Source organism: Rhizocola hellebori, from assembly GCF_016862955.1.
Classification (GTDB): Bacteria; Actinomycetota; Actinomycetes; order Mycobacteriales; family Micromonosporaceae; genus Rhizocola; species Rhizocola hellebori.
This window is the reverse complement of sequence record NZ_BONY01000008.1, coordinates 37,091-50,871: the sequence shown is the minus strand read 5'-3', so window position 1 is coordinate 50,871 and position 13,781 is coordinate 37,091. Positions and strand designations below refer to the sequence as shown.

Genomic DNA, 13,781 nt, shown 5'->3' with positions numbered 1-13,781 from the left:
TTTCTGCGCGTCTCGCCGGGTGGGCTGTCGTAGCCCTGTGGTAAGCACTGCGCATGGTGCGATCGAGTGAATGGATTCGCGAGCTGATCCTGAGCACGGGTGAGGTCGCTGAGGCGCCGTCGCGGTACAAGGACGATCTCGGCTATTGGCTGGACGGCAGGGAAATCGCTCATTTCGAAAACCACGACGTGCTCGACCTGCGGCTCACGCGATCGGTCATCCGCGAAAATCGCGACACGCTCAAGGCCGATCCGAGGGTGCAGCTGCGAGGCAGCTCAGACTGGGTCACCGTGCAGGCGAGGCAAGAGGATGAACAGTTCGTCGCCCAGCTCATCAGGCAAGCAATCGACGCCAACCGCAACCGCTCAGCGGCAACATAGCTCAGGAGATCGATGGCGGCCAACGGTATCCGCACCACGCGTCCCATGTAGCGAATCCGTCAGGAACAGCGTCGGTTGCCTCATCATTGCCGACCTCCGATCATGGCCGCGAGTCGCGTCGAGTGAAGCCCGCGTGTGATCCCGCCCTGAACCGGCGTTGAGATGACTGTGACCCGCGTCAATACGGTCGTTTCACACATCCGCAATCGAAGGGATACAACGATGAGGCGCAAACTCGCGGCCGTCTTGGCCATCGCCATCACCTCCGTCGGTGTCACCGTGCTCGCCGCGGCTCCGGCGTCGGCCGCAGCTTCCATCCGCTGCGGCACCGCCAGCTACTCTGTGCCCGAAATCGACATCGAGGCCGGTGGCCAGATCATCATCGTCGGCTATCACCAGGCGAGCTACGTGGGGGAGTATGTCGCCTCGCCGGGCACCTACCGCTTCTGGCATTACACCTACCAATCCAACTCCAGCGGTCTGATCAGCTACCGGGGTGCGGCGGCTGTCCGGTGTAACAGCGCCAGCGAGGAGATGAGCGACGTGGACCTCAACCGGGAAGTGCTGGCCCCCAACAGCAGCTCCCTGTGCGGGACGACGGACTTCAACTCCGGCTCCAACCATTACACCTACCTCAGCACCCGCAGCACCGAGGGCGACCAGTTCCGCTACTGGGGCGGGTACGTCAAGGGCCGCGACGGCGTCTTCAGGAGGACCCCGGCCGCGGCGCGCTGTGACTGAGCTAATGGCCAGATGGCCTGTCGACGAGACGAGCTAGTTTCTTCGGCGCTTGTACGCAGTAGCTGTCGACGAGCAGCTCTGCCACCTCGCTCCAATCGGTCTGCGCATTGAGGACCATCCCGACGACGTTGACGCCCCAGCCCGGCCAGTAGAACGGGAATCCGGAGCCGATCAGGCCGCCGACCTCGTCGGCCGGCGCCCTGAACGTCACCACGCACACCGGGCCGTCGGTGGCGAAGACCCGGGCGTGTGAGGTCGGATTGTCTGAGCCGACCGTGCAGGCGTGGGCGAAGGTGCGGCCGCGCACCCGCCAGCGGACACCGACCCAGGCGGGCTCTTCATAGACGCCGGGCAGCCCCAGGCACACCTTCCGCAACCAATCCTCGATCGGCGGCGGAACATCTTCCGATCCAGCCATGGTCACGAGGCTACCGGGTCACAGGTGGGTGAGGACCAGCTTGAAGCTGTAGGCAGTCTTGCAATCGATGGCACCTGACGCCGGAACGGAAGCTGTCAGCGGGCCTTCGAAAGCGCTGGTGAGCATCCAGCTCATGCCCGGGAACGAGCCGTTGAGGGCGGCGTTGACCTGACCGGTGACATCGACGGTGAACACCGCGCCGCCGGTGCCGCTGGCAAGGGTGGTGGTCGGGTCGGCGGCACCGGCGACCGGTCCTGAGGCCCACGGCCGGGGGAAGGTGAAGACGGTGTTGCCGGTGGGGAACGACTCCTGGGGCGTGAGCTTGTTCAGCGTCCCGGATCCGCTCACCGCCGGCAGCGTCGCCGAGGGGCCGAAGCGCTCCAGCGATCCGGCCCCGCCGGTCATCGCCACACAGGCGGGATTGGACCCGCCCACTCCGGACGGCAGGGCGAAGGTCAGCACGTGCAGCTCGGCCTTGGTGACCAGCCCTTTGAGGCTGCTCACCGACGCCATGTTGAACGTGACCAGCGCCCGGTAGGCGTCCAGCCGCGAGGTCAGGCAGCCGTCGGTGGTGTTGCGCCACAGCTCGAAGCCGACGAACGGATTGCGTTTGCGTTCCGGCGACAGCCCGTCCCAGAACGCCTGGATGTCGGGTGCCGCAGGCACGGCCGGGTTGCAGGTGTTGCCGCTGGTGTCGACGATCCCTGACGTCTTGACCAACGTGGCCACCGACAGCCCCACGGTTGTCTCGATCGGCTTGGGCGGATCGTCACAGGCGACAAGGAGACTGGCCGCCATCACGGCACAGCAGAGGCCAAGCACGTTGCGAAAACTAGTCATGGCCCCATGGTGCGAGGCCGGCGGCGCGGTGCCGTCCGCTGAGAAAATGACTTTCCGGCTCCGACTGCGGGTGTACCCGACGCCGCTGCTACGACCGGAGGATGACCCTCACCTTGTGCCGGCGTGCTTTTCGTAGTGCCGCGCCGCCCTCGCGCGATTGCTGCATGAGGGCTTGCAGAATTCTTGGCGCCCGTGCTCGCGCACGAAGAAGCGCACACATCGTGGAGCGGGGCAGGCCCGCAGCTCCCGTGATAGCGGGCCGCCGAGGAAGTCGATCGCCGCCTGCGCCAGCGCGGCTGGCAAATCCTCTTGTGGGACAACAGCTTTCACCGTCGGCTCAGTGCCGGGCGCCCATTGCAGGATCCTTTTGGGGGGTACCCGGGAAGCAGTGTCATTGATGAGGATAAGTGCCGGATCGCGGGGGTCGTTGGGCCTTCCGGCGGCGTGGTAGAACAGCGTGCGCACGGCCTGGCGCAGGGCGATGATCTCCCGCCACACCCTGTCCTTGGCGACGAAGCCTGCCGCCCACGGCCCCAGATCCGTTTCGTGCGAGCGCACCCAGGCCGTCAGCTCGGCCGGGCCGGGCAGGTCGTCTGCGACACCGCCGTTGCCGTCGTGGCGGATCGTGCTCACCAGACTGAGCGCCAGAGGGTTGTCCACGGGACCGAGGATACGCTAACGTCTCTAACGTTAAAAGATGCGTTTAGCGTTAGGACCGACGAAGTGACGATCCTTGCTCACGTGAGCGACTTGCATCTCGACGGCACCGATCGGGCACACAGACGTGCCGAGCGGGTCTTCGCCTACCTTCGCGATCTGCCAGCGCCGCCCGAAGCGGTGCTGGTAACGGGGGACATCGCGGATCACGGCACAGCGAGCGAATACGAGGCGGCACGTAAGCTTTTCGACCTGCCGTTCCCGGTCCTGGCCGGGCCGGGCAACCACGACGCGCGGGAGGTTTTCCGCACGGTGCTCCTCGGCGAGGCCGCGTCGCCGGGGCCTATCAACTCCGCGCACCGCGTCGGCGACCTCGCCGTGCTAATGGCCGACTCCACTATCCCGGGGGAAGACGACGGGAACCTGGCCTCAGAAACCTTGGAATGGCTGGAGTCTCAACTGTCCGCTGTGGACGGAAGGCCGACGGTGATCGCGTTTCACCATCCGCCCGTCCTGACCCACCATCCACTCGCCGATCGCTGGCCGCTGCTCAACCCGGGCGAGCTGGCATCGCTACTGCAAGCACACCCTCACGTCGTGGCCGTCCTGACCGGACATGCCCACACCGCCGCCGCGGCCAGCTTCGCCGGCCGCCCGCTTATCATCGCCCCCGCCACCACCTGGACCCTCCAGTTCCCCTTCGAGTCTGCGGAGCCGGGCAACCCGGATCTGCCACCGGGTCTGGCCCTGCACCTGTACACCGGCGGCCATCTCATCACCCACTTCCGCCACCTCCCCTGACCCGTGGGGTTATCGGCCCGCAAGCCGCCGCGCGAGCAGCTCAAAGATCGCGCGGCGGCGGCGTCGCAGATCGGACGGACCACGGATTTCGCGTGAGCCTGCCAGAATGTCGCCGTGGTGACCACCCTCATCGATCTCGACAACTTCGGGCCGCAAGCCGAAGCGCCGGCTTCCGCGCCGCAGCGGCTGACCCCTTTCACCAAGCGGCTCGCGGCGGCCGGAGTGGCGCTGTTGTGCCTGCTCATGCTGGGTGCCGGCGGAGGCGATCCCCAGCCGGCGATCACGCGGGTGGCACAGGTCCCGATCACCGTCACGACCGAGTTGAGGCCCGCAGGCGACCTGCTGATGATCGTCGACACGGGTTCGGTGATCGCTTTCGATCAGGAGACCGCACGGCCGAGGTGGAGCCTGAGCGCCGGGTTGGTGCGCCCCGCGATCCAGATTCAGGGTGGCCTGCTCACCGTCGTCGGATACGCCGAAAGTCAGCGCGGGTCATTGAGCACAGTGGTGCTCGACCCGGCCACCGGCGCGGAAAAGTGGCGTGCCCCGACTTCGCTGATGGTCCTCGGCGATCTGGCGATCGGTCAGAGCAGGTTCGGCTTCGATGGGGGGTCGACAGGCGAGACGACCGTCTACGATCTTGACGGACATGTAATCTGGAGCCGGCTGGGCCTGGCCCCACAACAGTTCTTCGCCCGTGAGCGGCGTTCGGTGATCACGCTCGACCCGGCCCAGGGCAAGGTCACCGAATACGACCTGTCCACCGGCGCCATCAAGCGCGAGCTGACCGATCCGCTCCTTGTCGGTGCCGAGGGAGTTTTCGCCTCGCGAGAAGTTGGCTTCTTCCGGCGCGATGAGCCGGTTCTGGAATGGCGTGGCAGCGCCATAGTCGAGGTCGACAACCAGTTCGCCATCGCCGAAGCCAGAGAGCGCTATGACTGTGTCGTCGTGTGGTGCGACGGCCTTTTCGGGCGTACCGATCTGGTGGACAAGCAGACCGGCACCTCGCTGTTCACCGCCGGGCCGTGGTCGGCCGCGGTGGGCACGGATTTCGGGGTGCTCGGCATCGCCATGAACACCGATACCGGCGGGGGCGGCGCACTCGAGTTCTATGACACCACCCGCCGGCGATTGGTCCGGCTGCCCACGATCTGGCAGGCGATCGGTCTGCAGCCGACCGGTGAGCCGATGGTGAAGCGCGGCCCGCTGATCCTGCTGGCACCCGGCCCTTCGTCGACCTATGTCGCGGTGATCGACAAAGGCGGCTTCCGGGTGGTGGGCTCGGTGCCAGACCAGCATATGGCGCAATGTTCCAGCGAGGGTTACGCGTTCAGTTGCCGCACCCAGCCCCAAACCCTGTCCGTATGGCGGGTCAACTGAGCCCAGGCCGCCCAGGTCCTATTCGCCCGTGGTGCCGTCGAGGCGTTCGCGGAGGAGATCCGCGTGGCCGTTGTGGCGCGCGTACTCCTCGATCATGTGCAGGTAGATCCACCGTAGCGTGTAGTTCTCTCCGGGACAGGCGTCGTCGAGGCTATGTCCGGCCACGGCCGCCCGCGAACGGGCGACACTGGCCTGATAGCTGGCGAGGTCGTCCGCGGCGCGCGTGATGTCGATGTCGTCGAATCCGTCTGTCGAGCCCTGCCCGTAGTTCGAGAAGAACTCGTGATCAGGTTGGCCGTCGTAGGAATGGAACCAGGCCTCTACCCCAGACATGTGCCGAACAAGGCCAAGCAGCGACAGCTTCGACGGCGGCACCGACCGCAGCGCCAGTTGCTCCGGCGTCAGCCCGCCACATTTGCGCAGCAATGTGGTGCGCTGGAACTCGAGACGGTCTTCGAGCGCAGCCCGCTCGTCGATCGGGTTGTGCGGCGGCTCGTGGCGCTCGGGCATGATCCATGTCGACATTCCGGCGAGCTTACGTACCCGTAGACACGTTGGCGAGCCGGTATCGCTGTCCATTTTGGAAGGTCGGATCGATCTGGCTAGGGCTTGATGGAGAGAAAGATGAAGGCGCCGAAGAGTATGAGGTGCACGGTGGCCTGGAGGCGGGTCGCCCGGCCCGGCACCACTGTCAACACGCTGACCACGATGGTCAGGGCCAGCAGCACCGTCTGCGTCGCGCCCAGACCCAGCAGCAGGGGTCCGTCGAGCCAGATTGACGCGATGGCGATGGCTGGGATGGTCAGGCCGATGCTGGCCATCGCTGAGCCGAGCGCCAGGTTGATGCTGATCTGGATCCGGTTGCGCCCGGCCGCCCGCGCGGCGGCCAGGGATTCGGGCAAGAGTACGAGCATCGCGATGACCACGCCGACGAACGACAGCGGATAGCCGGCCGCTCTTACGCCCGCCTCGATCGCGGGCGACTCCACCTTGGCCAGCCCGACGACGGCGACCAGCGCCACCAGCAGCAGGCCAACGCTGGTCCAGGTGGCTTTGGGGGTCGGCGGTTCGGCATGGTCCTGCTCGGCCAGCTCGCCGGAGGCGGTCACGGGCAGGAAGAAGTCACGATGGCGGACCGTTTGGGTCAGCACGAAGGAGCCGTAAAGGAAAAGCGAAGCGCAAGCGGCGAAGACCAGCTGCGGCCCGGAGAACTGGGGCCCGGGATGGCTTGTGGTGAAGGTGGGCACGACCAGGCTGAGCGTGGCCAGGGCAGTCACGGTGGCCAGCGCGCCGCCCGTACCCTCAGCGTTGAAATTGACAAGATGGTAGCGACGTGCGCCGATGAGCAGGCTGAGTCCCAGGATGCCGTTCATAGTGATCATCGCCGCGGCGAAGACGGTGTCGCGCGCCAATGACGATGAGTTCTCCCCACCGGAGATCATCAGCGTGACGATGAGCGCGACCTCGATGATGGTGACCGCGACCGCAAGCACGAGAGAGCCGAACGGCTCGCCGACCCGATGCGCCACCACCTCCGCGTGGTGCACCGCCGATAGCACCGCTCCGGCCAGCACCAGCGCGACCACTGCCACCAGCCACGTGGGCAGCGTGCGGCCCCAGGTCAAAACGAGGGCCACCGCGGCCAGCAGCGGCCACCCCCGTGCCAGCACGTCCAGGAGCGACGGTCGTTGTTTCACCATCACGTCAGCTTTTCATATCGACGATCGCCCACCGTCCGTTCGCGATCATATTTATATCTGCAAATTGATAAGTATTATGGTGCCGTCTGTTTGGTTCATCCCCTCCAGACCCGTGCTGGGAGGGATGGCATCGAGAGGAGTCGGGATGAGATTCCCGCATACGCACCGATTGGCGGCTTTCGGCATCGCCGCCGTGGCAGCCCTGGCCACGGTAGTGATCGGCAGCCCGGCGGCTGCCGCCGGTACCGGCCAAATTCTGCGCACCGCCAATGCCATACCCGGCAGCTACATCGTGGTGCTCAAAGACAAAGCGGTGGGAACCACGGCGCTCGGCAGCGTCGCGGCGACGGCAAGCACCCTCGCCGGCAGGTATGGCGCGACGGTGCGCCACACCTACGGCGACGCGCTAAACGGCTTCTCGGCTCAGCTGACGGAAAAGGCGGCCAAGCGGCTCGCCGCCGATCCTGCCGTGGCCTATGTCGAGGAGGATGGCGTCTTCACCCTGCAGACCACACAGACCAACCCGCCATGGGGTCTGGACCGCATCGACCAGCATCCGCTCCCGTTGAATGCGGCGTATACCTATGTCAGTACCGGCACCGGCGTCACCGCCTACATCATCGACACCGGAATCCGGATCACCCACAACGAGTTCGGCGGCCGCGCCTCCTACGGCTTCGACGCCGTCGACGGCTCGCTCCCGGCCGATGACTGCAACGGCCACGGCACCCACGTATCGGGCACCACCGGCGGGCGGACCTACGGCGTAGCCAAGAACGTCCGGCTCGTCGCCGTGCGCGTGCTCGACTGCAACGGCAGCGGCAGCTTCTCCGGCGTCATCGCCGGGATCAACTGGGTGACCTCCAACCACCAGGCCGGTCAGCCGGCCGTGGCGAACATGAGCCTGGGCGGCGGCTTCAGCTCCGCTGTCAACAACGCCGTCACCAACTCCATCGCCGACGGTGTCACCTATGCGGTGGCCGCAGGCAACTCCAACGCCAACGCGTGCAACTTCTCCCCGGCCTCCACGCCCAACGCGATCACGGTCGGCGCTACCGCGAGCAACGACGCCCGCGCGTCGTTCTCCAACTTCGGCTCCTGCGTGGACATCTGGGCGCCCGGCGTCGGCATCCTTTCGTCCTACAACACCAGCAACACCGCAACCGCCACGCTGAGCGGCACGTCAATGGCGTCGCCGCACGTTGCCGGAGCGGCCGCACGAGTCCTTCAGAACAACCCGGCCTGGACCCCGCTGCAGGTTCGCAACTTCCTTGTCAGCACGGCAACGCCGGTCGCGGTCGGGCCGCTGCTGTTCGTCTCACCCACCAGCTGAACCAGTGGAATGAGGGTCCGGCTCGCTGCGGACCCTCACTTCTCCATTTTGGACAGAGCCGGGCCGGCTAGGGGATGCGGCGTATGCCGATCCGCCGGTACCCATAGCCGGCCAGCGGCTCGTAGTGGGCCAGCACGCCGCGCGGCATCGGCCCATCGATGTGGGCGCAGGTGCCACTGCCGACCATGGAGTAATCCCTGTTAATAGGGTAAATCGGTGTATACGGCGCATACGCGCGACGTTGAGGTTTCATGGGCTTGACCGGGTGGGTACAGCGATGGAGTTAGCGCAACTCCCTTCTCCCCGTGGAGCCAGAAGTGTTGATATTGGGTGTAATCCTCCTGCTGATCGGATGGCTGACGGGCATCGGCATTCTGTCGACGGTAGGCATAATCCTGCTCGTGGTGGGTGCTGTTCTTATGCTGCTTGGCTCTGTCAACCGGCCGGTGCTTGGGCGCCGATACTGGTATTAGCTGCCGACCCTTCTCTGAGATCCGGACTGGCGATCGGTGCACTGGTGCACCAATCGCCAGTCCGGATCCGTGCGTGCGGCGCTCGCCGGGCTTTCGCCGTAGAGCTGCCGTCGAGTAACATCGGCGCTGCGCGATATGTGGGAGCCGGGGCGGTAGGGCAATCCTGTCCTTCTCCTTTGAGGAGCTTCACATGTTTCGCAGATCGACTTTGGGCGGCCTGTTGGCCGTGCTGGTGGTGTTGGCCGTCGGTATGGTGGTCCGCCCAGCGCTCTCCGCCGCCGTACCAGTGCGGATCATGCCGTTGGGTGACTCCATCACGGCAGGGCCGGGCTGCTGGCGAGCCAAACTCTGGAATCGCTTGCAGACCAACGGCTACACGAACATCGACTTTGTCGGAGGGGTGTCCGACGGCGGCGGCTGCAACCCTGGCTTCGCCTACGACTTCGACCACGAGGGCCACGGCGGGTTCTCCGCGACCGGCATCGCCGACAACAATCAGCTTCCGCCATGGCTGGCTGCTGCCAGACCGGACATCATCCTGGTACACCTGGGCACCAACGACATGTGGGGCGGCTTCATCCCGCTGGCGACCAAACTGGCCGCCTTCACGAAGCTGGTCGGCCAGATGCGGGCCAACAACCCCAACGTGAAAATCGTTATGGCGCAGATTATCCCGATGAGCGCCGCCGCCTGCGCCACCTGCCCGGCCGACGTGGTGGCGTTCAACAATGCCATTCCGGGCTGGGCCGCCGGCCTGACCACCACCCAGTCACCGATCTTCGTGGCCGACCTGTGGACCGGGTTCAACGCGACCACAGACACCGGCGACGGGGTGCACCCCAACGACGGCGGCTTTCAGAAGATGGCCAATAGCTGGTACCCGGTCCTGGCTCAGGTCCTCAACGGAGTGATCCCCACTTCCAGCCCCACCCGCTCACCCACCCCCAGCCCGTCGCCTTCGCCTTCACGGCCACCGTCGCCGTCGCCTTCACCGTCACCTTCGCCATCCGGCGGGGGAGCGTGCATCGCGAGCTATCAGCAGATGTCGCAGTGGGGTGGAGCGTTCCAGGGCGAGGTGGCTGTCCGCAACGCTTCCACTGCCGCCTCCACGGCGTGGACGGCGACGCTCACCTTCGCCAACGGGCAGCAGATCAGCCAGTCCTGGAACGCTGCCGTCACCCAGTCCGGCGCGACCGTGACGGCCCGCAATGCCAACTACAACGGCGCTCTGGCACCGGGCGCGTCGGCCAGCTTCGGTTTCCTTGCCAGCTGGAACAACGTCACCAACGCGGCGCCCGCGGTCAGCTGCGTGCTTCGCTAAGCCACCCTGCGGTCATGGCAGGATCGCCCCGGCGATCCTGCCATCGAAGTCAGGGCGGTGGAATACCCCGTGGCAAACAGGGCGGCGCGGGGATATGGTGACCCGGCCGGCCGCGGGACTTCGGTGCGACTTCCGGAACCCGCCTATGAAGCGATGCTTCGCAGTTCGTGCCCCCATTCCCCGGCCGGCGCCGGATTTCATTGCAGGAGGGGAGGATCGGGCCGATGCCGACCGCGCAGCAGGTGGCGTGCGAGGACGTCGTCATGTTCGTCAACGCGGCGATCGCCTCGACCGCCCAGCGGGAGTTCCGCGACGAGGCGGGTGCGCAGCGGATGTCGCTCGGCTTCCTGCACGAGTACGTGCTGGGTAACTACCGTGAGCTTTACGCGGCGACGCTGGCGCTGGACATCAACCACCTCAACGCTGCGATGATCGTGACGAATCTGCTTCGGCACGCCTCGGCCGCCGGCGACACCCAGCGGGCCAAGGAAGGCAAGCTCATCGCCGCTGCGCTGCGCGGGATGCCGCCGCAGCGGGTGTACGGCGTCTTCGGCGAGCTGCGCCGGCTAGGTGTGAACAACCGCCGGTGCCGGGCCATTGTGCGCGACTGGGTGGCGGGGCGGCCGGATCCGGCCTTCGACGCCGTCAAGTACCGCCGGTCGCTGTCGGTGGCGGCCCGCCACGCCCACCTGTCGCTGCCGGGCGAGGTCGGCACGGCGCTGTTCGACTGGCGACGCCCGAAGCGTTATGACACCCCGATCCTGGAGTCGTGGCGTCGTGCGCATTACGAGCAGAAGGCGTTGTACGAGCTGCCGTACACGGTGGCGGAAGGTTTGGCGGCGCGGCACGGCATCGACCGGGCCCGGTTCCTCAACGGCATCGCGCCCAGGCTCACCGATCTCGAGCGGATCAGGTTGCAGTCGTCGGCCGCGCGCCACCAAGCCGGTGCGGTGGCGATTGATCTGGCGACCGCGCCGCTGACCCGGCTTGCCGTATACGTGCTGTCGCTGCCGCGGCCGCAGCGGGCGGCCCGGCGCGATGAGCTGACCGCCGCGCTGCGCTCGGCGGCGGCCCGGGCGGCACGCCGCCGGGCAGGGACCTGGGGCCGGGTGGTGGCGGTGCTGGACGACAGCTATTCGTCAGCGGGTTCGGCGGTCAAGCGCCGGCGTCCGCTTGCCGTGGCCCTGGCGGCGCACTATCTGCTGGAGGCGCTTTCGGCCGAGTACACCGGCATGTGGCTGACCCATCGCGGCGACCCGCTGCTGGTTCATCCGGTCGGCACGACCGGGCTGGGTGCGCGGATCGTCGACGCCTTGGAGCACCGGCCGGACAGGCTGGTCATCGTCTCCGACGGCTGGGACAACGCGCCGGTGGGGCAGGCCGCCGAGGTGTTGCGGGTGTGGAACACGCGCCTGGACCCGGCCGGGCGCACCAGCATCGTTCACCTCAATCCGGTCTACGACAGCGATTCCTTCGCCGTGCGGCGGCTGGGGCCGCAGGTGGCGACGGTGGGGGTGCGTGACGCCGAGGACGTGGCGGCGCTGGTGGAGCTGGCCCGTTTCCCGACCGGCCGGGCCGGCTTCGACGCGCTTCGCACGCATCTGGCCGACCGGGTCGAGCGCTTCCTGGCCGAGGACACGCAGGCAGGTACCCAGTGATGAAAAGGATTGACCTGGCGGGGCTGACGGCGGCCCCGGCGCAGACGTGGGGTGCGGTGCGCCTGGTGCCGCTGCTGCGTGACGAGCCGGTGACCGGCTTGCGCCTGCACGCCGATGTCCACGACGACGGCGAGCTGTCGATCGTCCAGAGTGGACGCCGCCGCGCCTACATCAGCTATATCCCGCACGCGTTTGTGGCGACGCGATCGGCCGAAGGCGCGCCCGCGGCCGCCTATGGCACGCAGCTGCATGATCCGGCCGTGCCGGCCGAGTCCGATTGCATCCGGTTGCGTTTCCGGGGCCGCCTGACCCGCCGCGAGAACCGTGGCCGGTTGCGGTTCCTGCCTTTGCATCTGGCGATGGAGGGCTATCTGGCGCTGCAGTTCGCCGGGCCGTCGGTGGCGTGGCAGGAGTGGACGCACCAGGCGGTCGCCCATGGCCTGTCGCCGCGTGTCGAGGCAAGCTATTGCGGGGCAGCCGTTCCGGGTCTGCAGGACGCGCTGCGGGTCTTCGAAATCCACCCGGGCCAGTGCGGGATGGTGCTTTACGTCGCCGACGCTTTGGCCGCCGCCTTCGTGGTGCCACACCCGGACGACTACCGTGCCCTGCATCCGAGTCTGCTACAGGATTTCTACGGCGAGCTGGTGTACCAGTACGCGCATCTGTATCCGGCGGTGAACGACTTCTCCGTGCGCCTCGACGAGACCCGGGTCGGCAGCCTCGCCGATCTGCGGGCGTCCATTGTGGAATCGCAGGCACAGTGGGAGGAGTTCCACAGAGTCATGGCCGGCGGGCTGCTGGACGCCGAGGATCTGAGCTTCACCAAGGTGAACCGGGTGGGCCGCTTCACCTTGTCGCGGTTCCGGCCGGCGTTCAACCCGGACGTGGACAACCACATCGGCGAGACGATCACCGATGAGGCGGGGCGGCTGGTTTACCTCAAGACGTTCCGGCTGTCGGCGGCGCAGACCAGACGCGGGCATCTGCTCTCCCAGCTGGCCGCCCACGACTGGAACCTCGACGAGACCGCACGTGCCCTGGGCGCCGATCGTCAGGCGCTGACGCTGCGGCTGGACAGGGCGGGCTTCGGGCATCTGCTGCGCCCCGAGGTGATCGACCACAGCCGGGCCAAGGCCCGCGCGGCCAGCCGTCGATAGTGATCAAACATATCGACATGTAACGTTTTCGCTATGTCTTCGTTTCTTCTTGCGCTCCTACTGATCGTCCCGTCCCCGCTCGCCCCGGCCGGGGCTGCGGCCATCGAACCGGCGTCCTTGCGCGCCGAGCTCGCCGCGGCAGCCCCGGGCGGGAGCACCCTGCGCATCGAACAGGCCACCGGCAAGATCCTCGCCACGCTGGGTGGGCAGCCCTCTAGCGCGTTTCTTTCCGTCGTCGCGGCGCATCCCGGCAGGGTGAGCTGGCAACGCGGCGCCGCCGTCCGACCGATGATCATGATTCGCGGCGGGATGGGCATCACCAACGTGACCGCTCCGGCCTGCTCGGCGGGCCTGGCCATGCAGGCGGCCAACGGCTCCCGCTACATCGTCACGGCCGGGCACTGCGTGGCCCCCGGGGTCGGAAACCTCTGGTACCTAAGCGGAAATCTCATCGGACCGGGCATCTATCACAGCTTCCCGGGCAACGACTACGGTGCCCTGCTGGTCGCCTACAACTCACCGGTCACCACCTTTCCCACCCTCATCGCTTACGGCAGCAGCGGCACCCGGGTGCTGCAAACGAACAATCCGGTGATTGGCCAGTACCTGTGCAAGTCGGGCAATGTCACCGGGGTCACCTGCGGCACGGTCGTAGCGCTGGATGTCACGGTCACCTTCCACACCGGCGAGGTGGTCAACGGCCTCATCGAGACCACGGCCTGCGCCAGCGGGGGCGACTCGGGCGGCCCGCTGTTCCGCGATCCGGGCGATCGGCGGCTGATCGCCATGGGAGTCCTTTCCGGGGGCAACGCACTGCCCTGCGGCAACCCGAGCGTACGTTCCTACTACAACCCGCTGACCGAGATCATGGCCGCCTACGGGCTCTCATTGATCAAATAACATGCGCCAGACAGCGGTGGGG

Annotated in this window: 14 protein-coding genes; 9 read left to right on the top strand and 5 right to left on the bottom strand. The window is 66.9% G+C overall.

The features are described 5' to 3' along the window. Nucleotides 1–53 precede the first annotated feature (53 nt). Both Rhe02_RS07925 and Rhe02_RS07920 read left to right on the top strand, forming a co-directional pair. On the top strand, nucleotides 54–380 hold the full coding sequence (locus Rhe02_RS07925; protein ID WP_203907448.1) for a luciferase domain-containing protein: 327 nt from the start codon (nucleotides 54–56) through the stop codon (nucleotides 378–380). A 222-nt stretch (nucleotides 381–602) separates the two neighbouring features. Next, nucleotides 603–1,121, top strand: coding sequence for a hypothetical protein (locus tag Rhe02_RS07920; protein WP_203907447.1), 519 nt, complete (start codon nucleotides 603–605; stop codon nucleotides 1,119–1,121). Between the two features lies 1 nt (nucleotide 1,122). Here Rhe02_RS07920 and Rhe02_RS07915 read toward each other — a convergent pair whose 3' ends face one another. The 3 genes from Rhe02_RS07915 to Rhe02_RS07905 form a co-directional block, all read right to left on the bottom strand. Further along, entirely contained in the window at nucleotides 1,123–1,539 is a 417-nt protein-coding gene (locus Rhe02_RS07915; protein WP_203907446.1) for an MmcQ/YjbR family DNA-binding protein, read from the bottom strand. 18 nt (nucleotides 1,540–1,557) lie between these two features. Continuing rightward, the gene (locus Rhe02_RS07910; protein ID WP_203907445.1) at nucleotides 1,558–2,379 is read right to left on the bottom strand and encodes a hypothetical protein; all 822 of its coding nucleotides are present in this window, start codon (nucleotides 2,377–2,379) and stop codon (nucleotides 1,558–1,560) included. Between the two features lie 108 nt (nucleotides 2,380–2,487). Next, nucleotides 2,488–3,039 (bottom strand): CGNR zinc finger domain-containing protein, encoded by a 552-nt coding sequence (locus Rhe02_RS07905; RefSeq protein ID WP_203907444.1) that lies wholly within the window; start codon nucleotides 3,037–3,039, stop codon nucleotides 2,488–2,490. A gap of 81 nt (nucleotides 3,040–3,120) precedes the next feature. On the opposite strand from Rhe02_RS07905, the gene Rhe02_RS07900 reads away from it, so the two are divergent. After that, nucleotides 3,121–3,837 carry a metallophosphoesterase gene (locus tag Rhe02_RS07900; RefSeq protein ID WP_239123532.1) on the top strand — a complete coding sequence of 239 codons (717 nt, stop codon included), beginning with the start codon at nucleotides 3,121–3,123 and terminating at the stop codon, nucleotides 3,835–3,837. A 114-nt stretch (nucleotides 3,838–3,951) separates the two neighbouring features. After that, a complete protein-coding gene (locus Rhe02_RS07895; RefSeq protein ID WP_203907442.1) occupies nucleotides 3,952–5,217 on the top strand; it encodes an outer membrane protein assembly factor BamB family protein in 1,266 nt (421 codons plus the stop codon). Nucleotides 5,218–5,235: 18 nt separating this feature from the next. On the opposite strand, the gene Rhe02_RS07890 is transcribed toward Rhe02_RS07895, so the two are convergent. Both Rhe02_RS07890 and Rhe02_RS07885 read right to left on the bottom strand, forming a co-directional pair. Next, entirely contained in the window at nucleotides 5,236–5,742 is a 507-nt protein-coding gene (locus Rhe02_RS07890; protein WP_203907441.1) for a DinB family protein, read from the bottom strand. A 77-nt stretch (nucleotides 5,743–5,819) separates the two neighbouring features. Further along, nucleotides 5,820–6,917, bottom strand: coding sequence for a calcium:cation antiporter (locus Rhe02_RS07885; RefSeq protein WP_203907440.1), 1,098 nt, complete (start codon nucleotides 6,915–6,917; stop codon nucleotides 5,820–5,822). Between the two features lie 145 nt (nucleotides 6,918–7,062). On the opposite strand from Rhe02_RS07885, the gene Rhe02_RS07880 reads away from it, so the two are divergent. The 5 genes from Rhe02_RS07880 to Rhe02_RS07860 all read left to right on the top strand — a co-directional run bounded on the left by Rhe02_RS07880 (nucleotide 7,063) and on the right by Rhe02_RS07860 (nucleotide 13,759). Continuing rightward, nucleotides 7,063–8,250, top strand: a complete 1,188-nt coding sequence (locus Rhe02_RS07880; protein ID WP_203907439.1) for a S8 family peptidase — start codon at nucleotides 7,063–7,065, stop codon at nucleotides 8,248–8,250. Nucleotides 8,251–8,913: 663 nt separating this feature from the next. Continuing rightward, nucleotides 8,914–10,044 carry a cellulose binding domain-containing protein gene (locus tag Rhe02_RS07875; RefSeq protein WP_203907438.1) on the top strand — a complete coding sequence of 377 codons (1,131 nt, stop codon included), beginning with the start codon at nucleotides 8,914–8,916 and terminating at the stop codon, nucleotides 10,042–10,044. A gap of 224 nt (nucleotides 10,045–10,268) precedes the next feature. Continuing rightward, on the top strand, nucleotides 10,269–11,702 hold the full coding sequence (locus tag Rhe02_RS07870) for a hypothetical protein (RefSeq protein WP_203907437.1): 1,434 nt from the start codon (nucleotides 10,269–10,271) through the stop codon (nucleotides 11,700–11,702). Continuing rightward, nucleotides 11,702–12,859: an ARPP-2 domain-containing protein gene (locus Rhe02_RS07865; protein WP_203907436.1), complete on the top strand. Its 1,158-nt coding sequence runs from the start codon at nucleotides 11,702–11,704 to the stop codon at nucleotides 12,857–12,859. The genes Rhe02_RS07870 and Rhe02_RS07865 overlap by 1 nt, the downstream gene beginning before the upstream one ends. Before the next feature lie 33 nt (nucleotides 12,860–12,892). After that, complete coding sequence (locus tag Rhe02_RS07860) at nucleotides 12,893–13,759, top strand: S1 family peptidase (protein ID WP_203907435.1); 867 nt, start codon at nucleotides 12,893–12,895, stop codon at nucleotides 13,757–13,759. Nucleotides 13,760–13,781: the final 22 nt, after the last annotated feature.

What these genes read in the sequence shown, in the direction of transcription:
- Rhe02_RS07910 (WP_203907445.1), bottom strand. Translation starts at nt 2,379, where the DNA reads ATGACTAGTTTTCGCAACGTGCTTGGCCTCTGCTGTGCCGTGATGGCG.
- Rhe02_RS07865 (WP_203907436.1), top strand. Translation starts at nt 11,702, where the DNA reads ATGAAAAGGATTGACCTGGCGGGGCTGACGGCGGCCCCGGCGCAGACG.
- Rhe02_RS07890 (WP_203907441.1), bottom strand. Translation starts at nt 5,742, where the DNA reads ATGTCGACATGGATCATGCCCGAGCGCCACGAGCCGCCGCACAACCCG.
- Rhe02_RS07915 (WP_203907446.1), bottom strand. Translation starts at nt 1,539, where the DNA reads ATGGCTGGATCGGAAGATGTTCCGCCGCCGATCGAGGATTGGTTGCGG.
- Rhe02_RS07870 (WP_203907437.1), top strand. Translation starts at nt 10,269, where the DNA reads ATGCCGACCGCGCAGCAGGTGGCGTGCGAGGACGTCGTCATGTTCGTC.
- Rhe02_RS07875 (WP_203907438.1), top strand. Translation starts at nt 8,914, where the DNA reads ATGTTTCGCAGATCGACTTTGGGCGGCCTGTTGGCCGTGCTGGTGGTG.
- Rhe02_RS07885 (WP_203907440.1), bottom strand. Translation starts at nt 6,917, where the DNA reads ATGGTGAAACAACGACCGTCGCTCCTGGACGTGCTGGCACGGGGGTGG.
- Rhe02_RS07860 (WP_203907435.1), top strand. Translation starts at nt 12,893, where the DNA reads ATGTCTTCGTTTCTTCTTGCGCTCCTACTGATCGTCCCGTCCCCGCTC.
- Rhe02_RS07925 (WP_203907448.1), top strand. Translation starts at nt 54, where the DNA reads ATGGTGCGATCGAGTGAATGGATTCGCGAGCTGATCCTGAGCACGGGT.
- Rhe02_RS07880 (WP_203907439.1), top strand. Translation starts at nt 7,063, where the DNA reads ATGAGATTCCCGCATACGCACCGATTGGCGGCTTTCGGCATCGCCGCC.
- Rhe02_RS07920 (WP_203907447.1), top strand. Translation starts at nt 603, where the DNA reads ATGAGGCGCAAACTCGCGGCCGTCTTGGCCATCGCCATCACCTCCGTC.